General features: G+C 61.3%; 16 protein-coding genes. 6 read left to right on the top strand and 10 right to left on the bottom strand.

Translation table 11 applies throughout. From position 1 onward, the window contains the following. Positions 1-6 precede the first annotated feature (6 nt). Positions 7-447 carry a YhbP family protein gene (locus D7I37_RS09515; RefSeq protein WP_095095463.1) on the bottom strand — a complete coding sequence of 147 codons (441 nt, stop codon included), beginning with the start codon at positions 445-447 and terminating at the stop codon, positions 7-9. A gap of 84 nt (positions 448-531) precedes the next feature. On the opposite strand from D7I37_RS09515, the gene D7I37_RS09510 reads away from it, so the two are divergent. After that, positions 532-828, top strand: a complete 297-nt coding sequence (locus D7I37_RS09510) for a GIY-YIG nuclease family protein (RefSeq protein ID WP_061799830.1) — start codon at positions 532-534, stop codon at positions 826-828. Here the strand turns inward: D7I37_RS09510 and D7I37_RS09505 are convergent. Together D7I37_RS09505 and D7I37_RS09500 are read right to left on the bottom strand one after the other, a co-directional pair. Then, entirely contained in the window at positions 815-1,318 is a 504-nt protein-coding gene (locus tag D7I37_RS09505; protein WP_061799833.1) for a GNAT family N-acetyltransferase, read from the bottom strand. The genes D7I37_RS09510 and D7I37_RS09505 overlap by 14 nt on opposite strands. Further along, the gene (locus D7I37_RS09500) at positions 1,312-1,839 is read right to left on the bottom strand and encodes an SCP2 domain-containing protein (protein ID WP_174524375.1); all 528 of its coding nucleotides are present in this window, start codon (positions 1,837-1,839) and stop codon (positions 1,312-1,314) included. The genes D7I37_RS09505 and D7I37_RS09500 overlap by 7 nt, the downstream gene beginning before the upstream one ends. Positions 1,840-2,088: 249 nt before the next feature. Here D7I37_RS09500 and D7I37_RS09495 point away from each other — a divergent pair, with 249 nt between their 5' ends. The 3 genes from D7I37_RS09495 to D7I37_RS09485 all read left to right on the top strand — a co-directional run bounded on the left by D7I37_RS09495 (position 2,089) and on the right by D7I37_RS09485 (position 4,922). Further along, complete coding sequence (locus D7I37_RS09495; protein ID WP_061799834.1) at positions 2,089-3,084, top strand: peptidase U32 family protein; 996 nt, start codon at positions 2,089-2,091, stop codon at positions 3,082-3,084. Between the two features lie 11 nt (positions 3,085-3,095). Continuing rightward, positions 3,096-3,974 carry a U32 family peptidase gene (locus D7I37_RS09490; RefSeq protein WP_129543591.1) on the top strand — a complete coding sequence of 293 codons (879 nt, stop codon included), beginning with the start codon at positions 3,096-3,098 and terminating at the stop codon, positions 3,972-3,974. A gap of 315 nt (positions 3,975-4,289) precedes the next feature. After that, entirely contained in the window at positions 4,290-4,922 is a 633-nt protein-coding gene (locus tag D7I37_RS09485) for an acyl-homoserine-lactone synthase (protein ID WP_129543590.1), read from the top strand. Here D7I37_RS09485 and D7I37_RS09480 read toward each other — a convergent pair. The 4 genes from D7I37_RS09480 to D7I37_RS09465 form a co-directional block, all read right to left on the bottom strand. Then, the gene (locus D7I37_RS09480) at positions 4,894-5,655 is read right to left on the bottom strand and encodes a LuxR family transcriptional regulator (protein ID WP_129543589.1); all 762 of its coding nucleotides are present in this window, start codon (positions 5,653-5,655) and stop codon (positions 4,894-4,896) included. The two genes, D7I37_RS09485 and D7I37_RS09480, sit on opposite strands and share 29 nt — an antisense overlap. Before the next feature lie 245 nt (positions 5,656-5,900). Continuing rightward, the gene (locus D7I37_RS09475; RefSeq protein WP_061799839.1) at positions 5,901-7,043 is read right to left on the bottom strand and encodes an ABC transporter permease; all 1,143 of its coding nucleotides are present in this window, start codon (positions 7,041-7,043) and stop codon (positions 5,901-5,903) included. Continuing rightward, complete coding sequence (locus D7I37_RS09470) at positions 7,040-8,194, bottom strand: ABC transporter permease (protein ID WP_061799840.1); 1,155 nt, start codon at positions 8,192-8,194, stop codon at positions 7,040-7,042. Before D7I37_RS09470 ends, D7I37_RS09475 begins: the two co-directional genes overlap by 4 nt. Then, a complete protein-coding gene (locus tag D7I37_RS09465) occupies positions 8,176-9,147 on the bottom strand; it encodes an HlyD family secretion protein (protein WP_061799842.1) in 972 nt (323 codons plus the stop codon). Before D7I37_RS09465 ends, D7I37_RS09470 begins: the two co-directional genes overlap by 19 nt. Before the next feature lie 230 nt (positions 9,148-9,377). Between D7I37_RS09465 and D7I37_RS09460 the strand changes: the two genes are divergently transcribed. After that, positions 9,378-10,391, top strand: coding sequence for a luciferase-like monooxygenase (locus D7I37_RS09460; RefSeq protein WP_174524376.1), 1,014 nt, complete (start codon positions 9,378-9,380; stop codon positions 10,389-10,391). Positions 10,392-10,424: 33 nt separating this feature from the next. Here D7I37_RS09460 and D7I37_RS09455 read toward each other — a convergent pair whose 3' ends face one another. Continuing rightward, positions 10,425-11,867 (bottom strand): MFS transporter, encoded by a 1,443-nt coding sequence (locus D7I37_RS09455; RefSeq protein WP_129543588.1) that lies wholly within the window; start codon positions 11,865-11,867, stop codon positions 10,425-10,427. A gap of 121 nt (positions 11,868-11,988) precedes the next feature. Here D7I37_RS09455 and D7I37_RS09450 point away from each other — a divergent pair, with 121 nt between their 5' ends. Further along, positions 11,989-12,855: a helix-turn-helix transcriptional regulator gene (locus D7I37_RS09450; protein ID WP_061799848.1), complete on the top strand. Its 867-nt coding sequence runs from the start codon at positions 11,989-11,991 to the stop codon at positions 12,853-12,855. A gap of 8 nt (positions 12,856-12,863) precedes the next feature. Here D7I37_RS09450 and yedF read toward each other — a convergent pair whose 3' ends face one another. Both yedF and yedE read right to left on the bottom strand, forming a co-directional pair. Continuing rightward, complete coding sequence (gene yedF, locus D7I37_RS09445; protein ID WP_061799849.1) at positions 12,864-13,103, bottom strand: sulfurtransferase-like selenium metabolism protein YedF; 240 nt, start codon at positions 13,101-13,103, stop codon at positions 12,864-12,866. Continuing rightward, positions 13,100-14,314 carry a selenium metabolism membrane protein YedE/FdhT gene (yedE, locus tag D7I37_RS09440; RefSeq protein ID WP_129543587.1) on the bottom strand — a complete coding sequence of 405 codons (1,215 nt, stop codon included), beginning with the start codon at positions 14,312-14,314 and terminating at the stop codon, positions 13,100-13,102. The genes yedF and yedE overlap by 4 nt, the downstream gene beginning before the upstream one ends. Positions 14,315-14,343: the final 29 nt, after the last annotated feature.

The raw sequence follows: 14,343 nt of genomic DNA, 5'->3' as shown, positions 1-14,343 counted from the left end.
TTCAGCTTACAGTATAGACCGCGTCCAATGCAGCTTCTTGCCGAAGCCGAGGGTGTTGTCGGTCATCTTCACCTCCTGCAAACTCAGTTGCCACACCGGCGCCTTCATCGCTTTGGCGATCGGGAAACGCCGGCAGTAGCGGGCGCGCGCCTGCGCGTCTTCCTCGCCGCTCAGCATCACCGCCTCGGCGCGGTACTGCACGCCGCGGATCAACGCAATGGTCTTCGGCTTCGGCGCGATGGTGCCCACCACTCCGGCGTTCTGCAGCATCAGCTCGCCATGGCGGGTGTGCGGCTCGGTCATCAGCCACAGCGCCATGCGCTCGGCGTCAAACACGTAAAAACAGTTGGCGCACCACATATCCATGCCGTTGCCGGCGCACAGCGTCAGCACGTGCTGCTTGCCGATGAAATGGCGGATGTGTTCTAACTCTTCTGGCTGATTCAACGCAGTTCTCCCCTCGTCTCCAGCGCATGATAATAGCCTGATATGCTACGATTAGGCTCTGTTTCAACCCGATTTGATGTGCAAATGACCGAGAATAACTGGCATCTCTACATGCTGCGCCTGCCCAACGGCATGCTGTATACCGGCATCACCACCGACGTGGCGCGGCGGCTGGCCCAGCATCAGGCGGGCAAAGGCGCCAAGGCGCTGCGCGGCAAAGGGGAACTGACGCTGGCGTTTCACCGGCCGGTGGGGGATCGCTCGACGGCGCTGAGGCTGGAATATCGGGTAAAGCAGTTGAGCAAAGCGCAAAAAGAGCGGCTGGTGAAGCACCCGCCGCTGTCATTGGAATATTTGCTGCCGGCGGTTACAGCCGGTTAAACGGCGCCGAGTATGCGACTTCACCGCTGACGCCGCTCAGGGCGTCTTCCGCCAGCGGATAAACCTGGAACGCGGCTTCCGCGCCCGGCCAACGGCAGTGCAGGCCATAGGCCGCCGCCGGTTTGAAACCGAAACGGCCGTAATAAGCCGGATCGCCCAGCACCACCACCGCGGCGTAGCTGAACTCATTGAGCGAATCCAGCCCTTCGTAGATCAGCTTTTCGCCCAAGCCCTGGCGGCGCAGGCTTTCGTCCACCGCCAACGGCGCCAGACCGACCCATTGGCGATCTTCACCCGCCACATCGACCGGGCTGAAGGCGGCGTAGCCCACCACCCCGCCTTCGTCGTCGGTGGCGACGATGCCCAGAGTCAGCAGGCCGTCTTCGCGCAGTTGCTGCACCAGATCGGCTTCGTCGTCGCGGCCAAAGGCGCGGCGCAGCAGTGCGTCGATGCCCGCCGCATCTACCGGGATCTCTACGCGGATCAGCATGATACCGGTACACGGGAAGCCTGCGCCGTGCCCTCCTGCTGCCCTGCCTCGACAAAATCGGCCAGCTGCAGCAGCCCCATGCGCAGCGGCGCAGGCATGCTTTCCAGCTCAATGGCGTCCATCAGATTTTTTACATACAGGCCCAATTCGGTATCCCCTTCAATCTGCAGCCGACGCTGAAAGAACAGCGTATCAGGATCTTGCTTGCGCGCAGCGATCAGGATCAGATCGTTGGCGTCGCCGCTGAAGCTGACGTCCGCTTCGGCGTGCTGGCTGACAACCAGTTTGTCGTTTTCAACCGTCATAAACCAGTGTAGCGCCAGATCGCGAACTTCGATCTTTAACCAGCGCGACGCGAGAAATTCCAAATCGCCATCCGCCAGCGCCTGGCGGAACTGCCAGCCCAGCACCTGTTGCAGAAGCTGGCGCTGCAGAGCAAACGGCGTGAATTTTAGCGGTACGCGCAGCAGCGACGGCCCTTGGCGCACAATGCGTGCTCGTAGTTGTTCCAACACGGTCATTCACTCCTTTCAACACAGACTAACGCTATTTTGCCACAACGGCGCGCCGCTTCAGCGGTCTATATCAACAAATAGTGCATTTCGCCGCCATGTCTATCAATACGCCAGAAGCTGCCCCAAATCAAAACCTGTTCACCCGCCTTTCACTAAAATTGCCTCCCCGATTCGCGTTTGCCGGCGGGAAAGGGTCGCCGGCAACCTTATGACCGCCCATGCCCGGCCGGGCGCGGGCTGAGTCAGGATAAATCTATGGAGCTGCTTTGTCCCGCCGGCAACCTGCCGGCCCTGAAGGCCGCAGTGGATAACGGTGCCGACGCCGTTTACATCGGCCTGAAAGACGATACCAACGCGCGCCACTTCGCCGGTCTCAACTTCACCGAGAAAAAGCTGCGGGAGGCGGTCGACTACGTGCACCGCCACGGCCGCAAGCTGCACATCGCCATCAACACCTTCGCGCATCCGGACGGCTATGCGCGCTGGCAGCGGGCGGTGGACATGGCGGCGCAGCTGGGCGCCGACGCGCTGATCCTGGCCGATCTGGCGATGCTGGAATATGCCGCGGAGCGCTATCCGCAGCTGGAGCGCCACGTGTCGGTACAGGCCTCCGCCACCAACGAGGAGGCGATCCGCTTCTATCAGCGCCACTTCGACGTGAGCCGGGTGGTGCTGCCGCGCGTGCTGTCGATGCATCAGGTCAAACAGCTGGCGCGCACCAGCCCGGTGCCGCTGGAGGTGTTCGCCTTCGGCAGCCTGTGCATCATGGCCGAAGGCCGCTGCTACCTCTCTTCCTATCTGACCGGCGAATCGCCGAACACCGTCGGCGCCTGCTCGCCGGCGCGCTACGTACGCTGGCAGCAAACCGCACAGGGCATGGAGTCGCGGCTGAACGACGTGCTGATCGACCGCTATCAGGAGCATGAAAACGCCGGTTACCCGACGCTGTGCAAGGGGCGTTATCTGGTGGACGAGCTGCGCTACCACGCGCTGGAGGAGCCCACCAGCCTGAATACCCTGGCGCTGCTGCCGGAGCTGCTGGCCGCCAATATCGCCTCGGTGAAGATCGAAGGCCGCCAGCGCAGCCCGGCCTACGTCAGCCAGGTGGCGCGCGTCTGGCGCCAGGCGATCGACCGCTGCCTGGCCGATCCGGCCGCCTATCGGGCCGACGCCGCCTGGATGGAAACGCTGGGGGCGATGTCCGAAGGCACCCAGACCACATTGGGCGCCTATCACCGCAAATGGCAGTAGCCGGAGGAAGCATGAAATACGCACTGGGGCCGGTGCTCTACTACTGGCCAAAAAACGATATCGCGGCGTTTTATCGGCAGGCGGTAAACAGCAGCGCCGAGATCATCTACCTCGGCGAGAGCGTCTGCACCAAGCGGCGCGAGATGAAGGCCGGCGACTGGCTGGCGCTGGCGCAGGAGATCGCCCGCAGCGGCAAGCAGGTGGTGCTCTCCACCCTGGCGCTGCTGCAGGCGCCTTCCGAACTTAACGAGCTGAAGCGCTACGTGGAGAACGGCGAGTTCCTGATCGAAGCCAACGATCTGGGTACGGTAAATATGGCGGCGGAGCGCGGCCTGCCGTTCGTCGCCGGCCACGCGCTGAACTGCTACAACGCCTATACCCTGCGCCTGCTGCGCCGCCAGGGCATGATGCGCTGGTGCATGCCGGTCGAGCTGTCGCGCGACTGGCTGGCCAATCTGCTGACGCAGTGCGAAGAGCTGGGTTTCCGCCACGACTTTGAGGTGGAAGTTCTGAGCTACGGCCACCTGCCGCTGGCCTATTCGGCCCGCTGCTTCACCGCCCGTTCGGAAAACCGCGGCAAGGACGAATGCGAAACCTGCTGCATCAAGTATCCGCAGGGCCGCATGATGCGCTCCCAGGAGCAGCAGCGGGTGTTCGTGCTCAACGGCATCCAGACCATGAGCGGCTACTGCTACAACCTGGGCAACGAGCTGCAGAGCATGCAGGGGCTGGTGGACATCGTGCGGCTTTCGCCGCAGGGCGCCGAGACGCTGGCGCTGATCGCGCGCTTTCGCGCCAACGAACGGGGCGAGCAGCCGCTGGCGCTGACCGAAGGCGCCGACTGCAACGGCTACTGGCGCCGGGTCGCCGGGCTGGAGTTGATGAGGTAATTGCGATAAAACAGAGGCTTTTGTACCAGGGTGAACAGCCGCCGAGAACAAGATTTGTTCACCCCTGCCTGTGCGGCAATGAATGCCCGTACTCAAACACTGCCAGCACACATTCTCGCAAAGGATATACCCGCTGTTTCAATCGGGAGATGCGATCCGGAATTTCAAATATCAGTTCGGATACATCATCGCCAACTCCTCCGACTTTTCTTACCATGCTTTTAAGTTCGCCTGCCGACGCGAAACCTTTGTAGAATACCGGCATGCGATATGTAAATCGCGATGAATTCTCGCCAGTAAAAACAAGGAAATGAAATGCTGGAACTGTTTGATGTCAGTTTTGAAGAACTGAAAATGACGCACTCAAATGAACTTTACCGACTGAGAAAAAAAACGTTCAGTGATCGGCTGAGATGGGACGTCGTGTGCAACCTCGATATGGAGTTCGATGAGTTCGACACTCCCGGTACCCGTTATATTCTTGGACTGTGCCAAGGGCAGCTGATCTGCAGCGTCCGTTTTACGGGTCTGGATCAACCCAATATGATCACCCACACGTTCCGCACCTGTTTTGATTCGGTGCCTCTTCCTCACGCCGGCATTGAGTCCAGCCGTTTTTTCGTCGACAAGGCACGTGCGCGTCACCTGTTGGGTGGGCGTTACCCGATCAGCCAGGTACTGTTTCTCGCCATGATCAATTGGGCACGCCACCATCGGCGTAACGGAATTCATACCATCGTGAGCCGAGCCATGCTGACCATCCTTAAAAGGTCGGGATGGCAAATCAAGCAGCTTAAGGAGGCTTTTCTCAGCGAGCGGGAACGTATCTATCTGGTGTATTTGCCGACGGAACAGGCGGAACAAACGCGAATGGCAGAGGGAGTCATTACCGAACTTAACTGCCCTGCATCATCGGTTATCACTTGGCCAATGTCGTTGCCGGTGTGATCAACCCCAACTCAACGCCTAGTCGCACAGCCTGACGGGCGTTGCTGACCCCCAATTTGGTGACAATGTTGCCCATGTGGAACTTCACCGTGCTCACGGAAATACCCACGATGAGAGCCACCTCAGCATAGGTTTTCCCCATGCTTGCCCAATACAGCACTTCATTCTCACGGGCGGTAAACATGCCCTTGTCGTCGATTTCCGCTGGAGGTTTTTGCTTGCCGAACTTGCCGTATAAGACGGGTTCGGTCAGACGATACATCTGCTCATTAATATCTATTAACCACATTTGCAGACACCCTCCTTCAGACGAAAGACGCGCCGCCAACTCACTCTGCTCCTTGCTGTCGATAATAACGGACAACAATGCCAGATTGTTCATCTGGTCGTGCAACACAAAGGTGAAGCCATTGATAATGTTATATTGTTTCGACAACGAAAATATTCGGGTGAGCTTCAAATTAGACATCAGGGTGATGTTTTCGTCCCAGGAAAACGGCGAGGTACGTTTGAATGCGGTTAAAATCACCGGATCGGTAAGCTGAAAGTTGTTGGCTCGGTAGAGATTGACCCATTCATCTGGATAGCTGGAAATAATAAGTACATTTGATGGATTTTTTTTACTGATGACCGTGTAGGCGTACTCAGGACTACCGAGCGAAGAAATTTTTCCGTCGATATAGTCCCGCAGCTTTTCCGTGATTGTCTGATTCTCATTGAAAACAGAAAACATGAAGGCTCCATCGCGGTCAGATGCATCCCTTATGGCGACAACATGCCCCTAATCGCAGGTAAAACATAAGTAAAAAATATAAATTTGAGGCTAAAAACTATGACAATACTTATCAGTATAATAAAAACCCGACCTATGCGGTCAGGTAGCCAAATTAGCCAACACCAGGGAAAAATCCAGTCAGGCTGGGTAAAAATCACCACAGCCGACTGCCACAATTACGTTAGCATTTCTAATAGAACATTTCAAACGTGCCGCCGTTTGCGGAACATGCTGCGCAGCGCCACGCTGTTGCGTATAAAGCCGACGCCGAAGCCCAGCAGGGTGTAAATGATCCCCAGCACCAGCAGCATCACCACGTCGCCCCACACCTCGTTCAGCGACAGCCCCATCTGGTTCACCCCGGCGACCGCCTTGGTGGCCCAGGTGGAGGGAATGCTGTAAGAGATGGTGCGCACCCAGCCCGGCATCGCCTGCAGCGGCCAGATGGTGCCCGACAGATAGAAGATCGGGGTGGTGATAAACGCCAGCGTCAGGTAGATCATCTCGACGCTGCGCAGGCACTCGGTCACCAGCTTGCCCAGCCCCAGCACCGCCAGCAGGAACGGGAAGGTCAGCAGCAGGATTTCCGCTATGCCCGCCGTTTGCCGGTAGCCCAGCACCCAGGGCCACAGCACGAACAGCACGATCGACAGAAACAGCCAGATCGGCAGCAGCGCCGTCAATCCGCCCAGGTGCGCCGCGAACGGCGCTTTGCCGCCGGGCAGGTTTTTCATGGCGATGCTGACGCGGATACAGGCAATCAACAGCGAGTGCTGCAACAGCATCACCAGCAGGCCGGGGAAAACGATCGCCGCAAAGCTGATGCCGGGGTTGAACACGTCCAGCGTCTGCCCCCGTATCGGCGTCAGTATCACCTGCGCCTGCCGTTCGCTGAAACCGCTGCGCAACAGCAGCCCGTTGTTGTACTCGCCCAGCAATTGCTGGTAGGCCGCCACCACGTCCTGCTGGATCTGGCCGTTGGCCAGCCGGTTGGTGGCGTCGCCGTACACCGGCACCACGATATTCTGCCCGCTCAGGATCTTCTTCTCCAGATCCACCGGCATGATGATCACCGCGAACAGCTTGCGCCAGCCGAGATCGCGCTGCGCCTGCTCCAGGCTGTCATAGGTTTCAATGGCGATCTTGGAGGTGGCGTCCAGTTGACGGATCAGCTGGCGGCTGGCGGTGCTGTGGTCCTGATCGACCACCCCCACCGGCAGATCCCACACCGTGCGGTTGGCGTACACCAGGCTCATGATGCACAGCGAGAGGATCAACATCAGCCACATCGGCCGCTCCAGCATGCCGAGCAGCACCCGTACGAAGGTTTGCCAATAGAGCTTCATCCCGCGCCCCCTTCTTTCAGCAGCCGCACCAGCAGCCGTTTACGCACCAGCAGCGCGGTCACCAGCGGATAAACCGCCAACAGCGCGCAAACGCTGAAGATGGCGCTGGCCGGCACCTGCCGCAGGAACACGTCGAACATGGCATACAGCGCATGGGTCAACGGTTCGATGTTGGAAATGATGCGCGCCGGCAGCGGCATCGACAGCTCGGGCACCGCCATGCCGGAAAAGGTCATCGCGATGCTCACCAGGATGCCGATCAGGCTGTAGGCGGTGATGATGCTGCCGGTAAAGGTAAACAGCAGCAGGCCGATGCTCTGCGCCGCCATCACGTAGAAAAAACCGATCATCAGCATAAACAGCGGGTTGCCGCTTACCCTGGCGTCGAAAATGCCCACCAGCGCGGCGATCTCGATCATCAGCAGGCTGGTGAAGCACAGGGTGTAGGGCGCCAGCTTGCCGAGCAGCGCCAGGCTGAAGGGCCTGGCCTTCAGCAGCGACTTGCTGCGCGCCAGCACGTAGATCATGCAGGTCACCACGAACAGCTGCAGCAGGTGAATGGTGGCGGCGAACTGCTGGTAATAGATATAGCTGCCGCTGGCGTTGAACAGGCTGCCGTAAGACAGCGTCACGTCCGCCAACGGCGGCAGCGTCTTGCCCATCTCACCGGCGATGATGCTGCGATAGCCGGCGTTGATCTCGGTCATCAGGCCGCTGAAATCCTGGGTGGAGTACAGCCCGGCGCCGTAGAACAACGCGTTGTAGTACATCACCACGCTCGGCTGCTTGCCCGCCAGCGCATTGGCCTCGAAATCCGGCGGAACGTACAGCAGCGCGTAGTCCTGCGCGCTGCGCAGGCGGTGCAACGACTCTTGCAACCCGCCGCCGTAGGCCTCGACGTGGGCATGCGACCCGGCGTCCAGGCGGCGCGTCAGCGATTTGGACAACGGGCTGTGATCGCTGTCGACCACCGATACCGGCAGATCGAGCAGCGTCCCTTCGGAAAAGTTGCTGCTGATCAGCCCGAACAACATCAGCGGAAAGATCCAGCTCAGCCAGTGAACCACCGGGCTGCGGAAGGCGACGCGGCACTCGTTGTCAAACGCGTGGCTGAAGCAGCGCCAGCCGGCCCTTACTCTTTCCATTGCCATAAGCTGCTCATCCCCGGACGCAGGCCGTCCACCGGCTGTGACGGATACAGGCGAACCTCAAAGGTTTTCAGATCGAAGTCGCCGGTGGCGCGGGTGGCGCGTTTGGTGGCGTAATCCCCCAGCGGCGCGATGTAACGCACCTCGGTTTCGATCGTTTTGTCTTTCAACGCCGGCACCCGCAGCTTGACCTTGTCGCCCTTGCGCACGTGGGCCAGGATGTCTTCACGCAGGTTGAACACGAAGTAGGCGTCCGGCACGCGGATCAGCGTCAGCAGCGGGCTGCCGGCGTTCAGCAACTCCCCCACTTCGGCCGGGATCGGCCCCACTTCGCCGTCGACCGGCGCCTTGACCTGCAGATCGTCGGTCTGGGCTTTGACCTGCAGCAGATTTTCTTCCGCCGCGCGCAGCGCCGCCGCGTATTGCTGCCGCAGCTCGACGCGATCGCCGTTGACGCCTTCATCCAGGTTGGCCTTGGCCGCCTGCACCTGCTGGAAGGCGGTATCGCGCGCCCGGCGCGAACTGTCCAGCTCGGACTTCGAGATATAGCCTTTGCCGGCCACGCTCAGATTGCGGTTGTAATCGTTCTGCGCATTGCGGTATTGCGCCTCGGCCTGCGCCAGATTGGCGCGCAGGTTGCGAATGCTTTCCTCACGGGTGCCGTGCAACGACTGATCGAGCTGCGCCTTGGCCTCGTCGCGCGACGCCTGCGCGGAACGCAGCTGCGCCATCAGCTCCGGGCTGTCGAGCTGGATCATCAATTGCCCGTTTTTCACGTCGTCGCCGCGCTCTATCAGGCGTTCGACCACGCGTCCCTTGGCCTTGGAGGCCACGATCACCTCGGGCGCATCGACTTCGCCCTGCAGCAGCAAATCCTGATTATGCGCGCGGAACAGCACCGCCAGGGCGATGGCTACCACCATCAACAACAGGGTAAACAGCGTCTTTTTTTTCATTATGTCGGCTCCCGGAAGGGTAAGCGGCAGGCGGGGGTCATCATGTCCATATCTCGGTTTGCTCCTAAAAAACCATTATTCTCATAAGGATATCACAAGCACATATATCCTCTTTTATAACTATAAATTGGATTATGCTTTTAACACTAAAAAGCATCTATTTTTAGCTTTGTAGTTTGCAGACGCCTGCAATCGCCCTTTAAGCGATCAACCCTCTGATGGACGATGTTATGACCGAAAAAACTGCCGTACCGCTGTCGGTACTGGACCTGTCCCCCATCCCGCAAGGGGCCAAAGCGCGCGACGCCTTTCACTGCTCGCTGAACCTGGCGCAGCACGCCGAAACATGGGGCTACCAGCGTTACTGGCTGGCGGAGCACCACAACATGACCGGCATCGGCAGCGCCGCCACCTCGGTGCTGCTGGGCTACCTGGCCGCCGGCACCCAGAGCATCCGCCTCGGCTCCGGCGGCGTGATGCTGCCCAACCATGCGCCGCTGGTGATCGCCGAACAGTTCGGCACGCTGGAATCGCTGTACCCCGGCCGCATCGATCTGGGGCTGGGCCGTGCGCCGGGCACCGATCAGCGCACCATGATGGCGCTGCGCCGCCACCTGTCCGGCGAGGTGGATAACTTCCCGCGCGACGTACAGGAACTGCAAAATTATTTCTGCGATGCGCAGCCCGGCCAGCCGGTGCAGGCGGTGCCGGGCCAGGGGCTGCACGTGCCAATCTGGCTGCTGGGCTCCAGCCTGTACAGCGCGCAGCTGGCGGCACAGCTTGGCCTGCCGTTCGCCTTCGCCTCGCACTTTGCGCCGGACATGCTGTTCCAGGCGCTGCAGCTGTACCGCGAAAACTTCAAGCCGTCCCAACAGTGCGCGCAGCCGCACGCCATGGTGTGCGTCAACGTGGTGGCCGCCGACAGCGACAACAATGCGCGTTTCCTGTTCAGCTCGATGCAGCAGCAGTTCATCAACCTGCGCCGCGGCTCGCCCGGCCCGCTGCCGCCGCCGGTGGACAACATCCACGCGCTGTGGACCGCCGGGGAGCAGTATGGCGTGGAACAGGCGCTGCGGATGTCGATCGTCGGCGACGAAAATACCGTGCGCCACGGGCTGCAGGCGCTGCTGCGCGAAACCGGGGCCGACGAGATCATGGTCAACGGCCAGATCTTCGATCATCAGGCGCGGCTGCGCTCGTTCGAGATTGTCGCCGGGGTAAAAGGGGATTTACTGCGAGGTTAAGCCGGTGGGGGAGCGCACCTCCCCCACCTTGCTTCACGAACGGCAGGGCTGCTTCAGCGCCGCCTGCCGCCGATCGGCGCGCAGCACCAGCAGCGTGCGCGACAGCAACGCCAGCATCAGCACCAACTCTACCGCCACCGCCGTCAGCAACGCGCTCAGATAATTTCCCTGCGTCACATGCAGCACCTGCACCAGCACCGTGCCCAACAGAATCGGCCCCAGACCGAGTGCAGTTTGCTGCACGGTGGCCAGCATGGCGCTGCCGGAACCCGCGTGTTCGGGCGGCACGTCGGACAAACCGATGCGGAAGAAGCTGCTGACGATAAACGCCTGGCCGAAGCCGATCAGCAGCGTCGCCGGGATCAGGTTGAAGATCCCCGGCTGCGGCCACACCAACCGCAGGGTCAGCATCAGCGCCAGCAGGCCCGCCATCTGGATCAGGCAGCCGAACATCAGGGTACGCACCTTGCCGAAATGCTCGACCACCGTGCTGCTCAGCAGCGACGAGGCGAAATAGGCCACCCCCAACGCGATAAACGCATTGCCCGACTGGAACGAGCTCAACCCGGCCCCGGCCTGCAGCGTCAACGCCATCACGAACATGAAACCGCTCCAGCAGGCGAAGAACAAAATGGCGATGGTCAGCCCGAAACGCACGCTGGCCAGCCGCAGCAACGCCGGCGGCAATAGCGGGAAGTTATTTCGCCGCTCCTGCCGCCGCTCCACCCGCCACAGCCATGCCAGCAGGGGCAGGCTGGCGGCCAGCAACGCCAGGCACGGCCATGGCCAATGCCACACCGGCCCCAGCGCCAGCGGGAACAGCAGGCAGGCGATGGTCAGCCCCAGCAGCAGCGTGCCGGGCAGATCGACGCTCACCGGTTTTTCGCCGCGGGTGTCCGGCACCCAACGATGCGCGCAGGCCAGCACCAGCAGGCAGATGGGAATGTTGATCAGAAACACGCTGCGCCAACCGGAACCCGCCACGTTGAGGGAAATCAGCAAGCCGCCCAGCACCTGACCGACGATAAACGCCAGCCCGCCGATGGCGCCGTACAGCCCCAGCGCCCGGGCGTGCTCGCGGCCGCGCAGGCAAACGTGAATGGTGGCGAGAATTTGCGGCACTATCAGCGCCGCCCCTGCCCCCTGCAGCACCCGCGCCACCAGCAGCAGCCAGACCGAGTTCGCCAGCCCGCACATCAGCGAGGCGATGGCGAACAGCCGCACGCCCCACAGGAACAGGCGGCGGCGCCCCAGGTTATCCCCCAGCCGGCCGCCCATCGCCAGGCAGACGGCGAAGGCCACGCCGTACACCGCCACGATCAGCTCCAGCTGCGCCGGGCTGGCGCCCAGCGATTGCGCCATCGAGTCCAGGCCGACGTTGACGATGGAAAAATCGATCATCGGCAGCAACTGCCCGGCCAGTAAGATAATCAGCCCCGCGCGGCCCAAAGAGGCCGCAGGTGATGCCATGTTCATCGTGTTCAACCATTGTGTTAACCCAGGAATGTGATTAGCATCACCCTTAAATCAAACGGGTACCAGTTCTTGGTTATCATGGTATAAAAACTACCGGTCTCGTTGCAGGAGTAAACTGTTTATGCCCGTAACTACCCGCCTTTCCGCCACCGCTCACGCCGACAACCGCAAGCTGCTGGGCGCTTTTCTGCGCACGCGCCGCGAGAGCCTGGACCCCAATCGGCTCGGCCTGCCGCGCATGCGCCAGCGCCGCACGCCCGGCCTGCGCCGTGAAGAAGTGGCGCAACTGGCCGACGTCGGCATCACCTGGTACACCTGGCTGGAACAGGGGCGGCCGATCCAGGCCTCGCCGAAAACCCTGACCGCCATCGCCAATGCGCTGCAGTGCAACGAAGCGGAGACTCACCACCTGTTCCGGCTGGCGGGGCAAAGCCTGCCGGCGACGCCGCAAAACGAGGGCTGCGAGCAGCTGTCGATATACGGGCAAAAAATTCTCGACCAGCTCGATCCGCTGCCGGCGATTATCTCCAACGCCCGCTTCGATATTCTGGGCTTCAACCGAGCCTATTGCCTGCTGATGGGCGTCGATCTGGCCGAGCTGCCGCCGGAGGATCGCAACTGCATCTATCTGGCGTTTACCCACGAGCAGTGGCGCGCCAGCCAATTGGACTGGGACGAAGTGATGCCGAAAATGGTGGCGCTGTTCCGCGCGCAGATGGCCGAGCATTTGGGCGATCCGCTCTGGGAGCAACAGCTGGCGCGCTATCTGGCGGTCTCGGAGGATTTCCGCACCCTCTGGGAGCGGCACGAGGTGCGCAGCATCGACAACAACGTCAAGCGCTTCCGCCATCCGTCGGTGGGGGTGATGAACCTGCGGCAGAACAACTGGTGGTCGGCGCCGCGCAACGGCGACCGCATGCTGGTGTATGTGCCGGCGGATGAGCCGAGCGAGCGCCGCCTGCATCAGTTGACCGGCGGCGCAGAGTAACCCGGCGCTCAGCGCTGGATCAGGTAGCGGATGGTCGGGCCGTCCTGCTGGATATCCAGCACCTTGTAGCCGTGATTGCGCGCGTCGAGCGGGATGTTGTTGATCGACTGCGGGCAATCGCTGATCACCTCGAGGATCTCGCCCGGCTTCAGCTGCGGCATCGCCTCCAGGGTCGCCACCGCCGGGTATGGGCAGGGCTCGCCCAGCATATCCAGCCGGTAATCCGGCACTATCGCCGTCGCTTTCATGGCATGCTCCTTAAATTGACCACCTGCGCCGCAGGTTTGGCGCGGAAAAAGCGTTTCTCCCACCACAGCATGGCGGCAAAGGCCAACGCCAGCAGCAGGTAGGTCACCAACAGGCCGCCGATCGGGCCGAAGGTGTCCAGCAGGTTGACCTTGTCATAATCGGTGGCCAACGCCGGGGCCAGATCGTCCCAGTAATAGGCCAGCAGCGTGGCGCCGATGATGTTGCCCAGCCCCACCCACCAGTAATGCACCTGGCCTTCTACCGCCCGGTACATCCAGCCGGTCTCGCAACCGCCGGCCAGCACGATGCCGAAACCGAACAGCAGGCCGCCCAGCACCGCGTTCGGCCCGGCCCACATGATTTTCGGCGCGACGCCGAGCTGCACGTAGCTGAAGATGCCGACGGCGCTGACCGCCATGCCGATGATGATCGCCTTCGCCATGTGGGTGCGGCCGGTGATCCACAAATCGCGGAACGCCGAGGTGAAACAAATCTGCGCGCGCTCAATCAACAGGCCAAAGCCGATGCCGAACAGCATGGCGATGCCCAGCTTGGGCGCATCGAACAGCGTCCACAGCGACCAGGCCACCGCCAGAGCGAAAATCGCCATGCCGAGACGGAAGCGCCGGCGCGCCTGCGCCGGCTTTTGCGTCAGCGGCGCGGCGGCCTTCACCTTTTGCAGCCTGACCGGAATGCGGAACATCGGCAGCAGGGTGAATTTGGCGCCAAAATAGGAGCCTGCGGCGGTCGCCAGCGCGAAGAACCAGGCGTGCAGCGAGAACTGCGGGATACCGGTGAAGAAGGCCGCCAGGTTGCAGCCCATCGCCAGGCGGGCGCCAAAACCGGCGATAATGCCGCCCAGCAGCGCCTGCACGATGCGGATGCGATGCTGCGGCTGGCGCAGCTTGATGTTGTTGGCCCACAGCGCGGCGGCGATGCAGCCGGCGAACATGCCGATAATCATCCGGCCGTCGATGCGCTCAAACGGCGTGCCTGCCAGACCGATAACCTTGAAATACCCCCACTGCTCGGGGTGCAGGCCGAACCACTGCAACACGTGGCCGCCCCAGCGGGTGAATTCGCCGGTCACCGCCCAGAAGGTGCCGGTCATGCCGAAGTAGTAGGTAGAGAGGATCCCGGCGGCGATCACCGCCGGCAACGGTGCCCAAAAGCGCACCAGGTATTGAGATTTAAATTGCTGCCAACTCATGGCATCTCCCGTGCATATCATCCATAAGA

The organism is Serratia sp. 1D1416 (genome assembly GCF_003641105.1).
Classification (GTDB): Bacteria; Pseudomonadota; Gammaproteobacteria; order Enterobacterales; family Enterobacteriaceae; genus Serratia; species Serratia ficaria.
The sequence above is the reverse complement of the archived record's forward strand: the minus strand, read 5'-3'. Positions and strand labels throughout refer to the sequence as shown.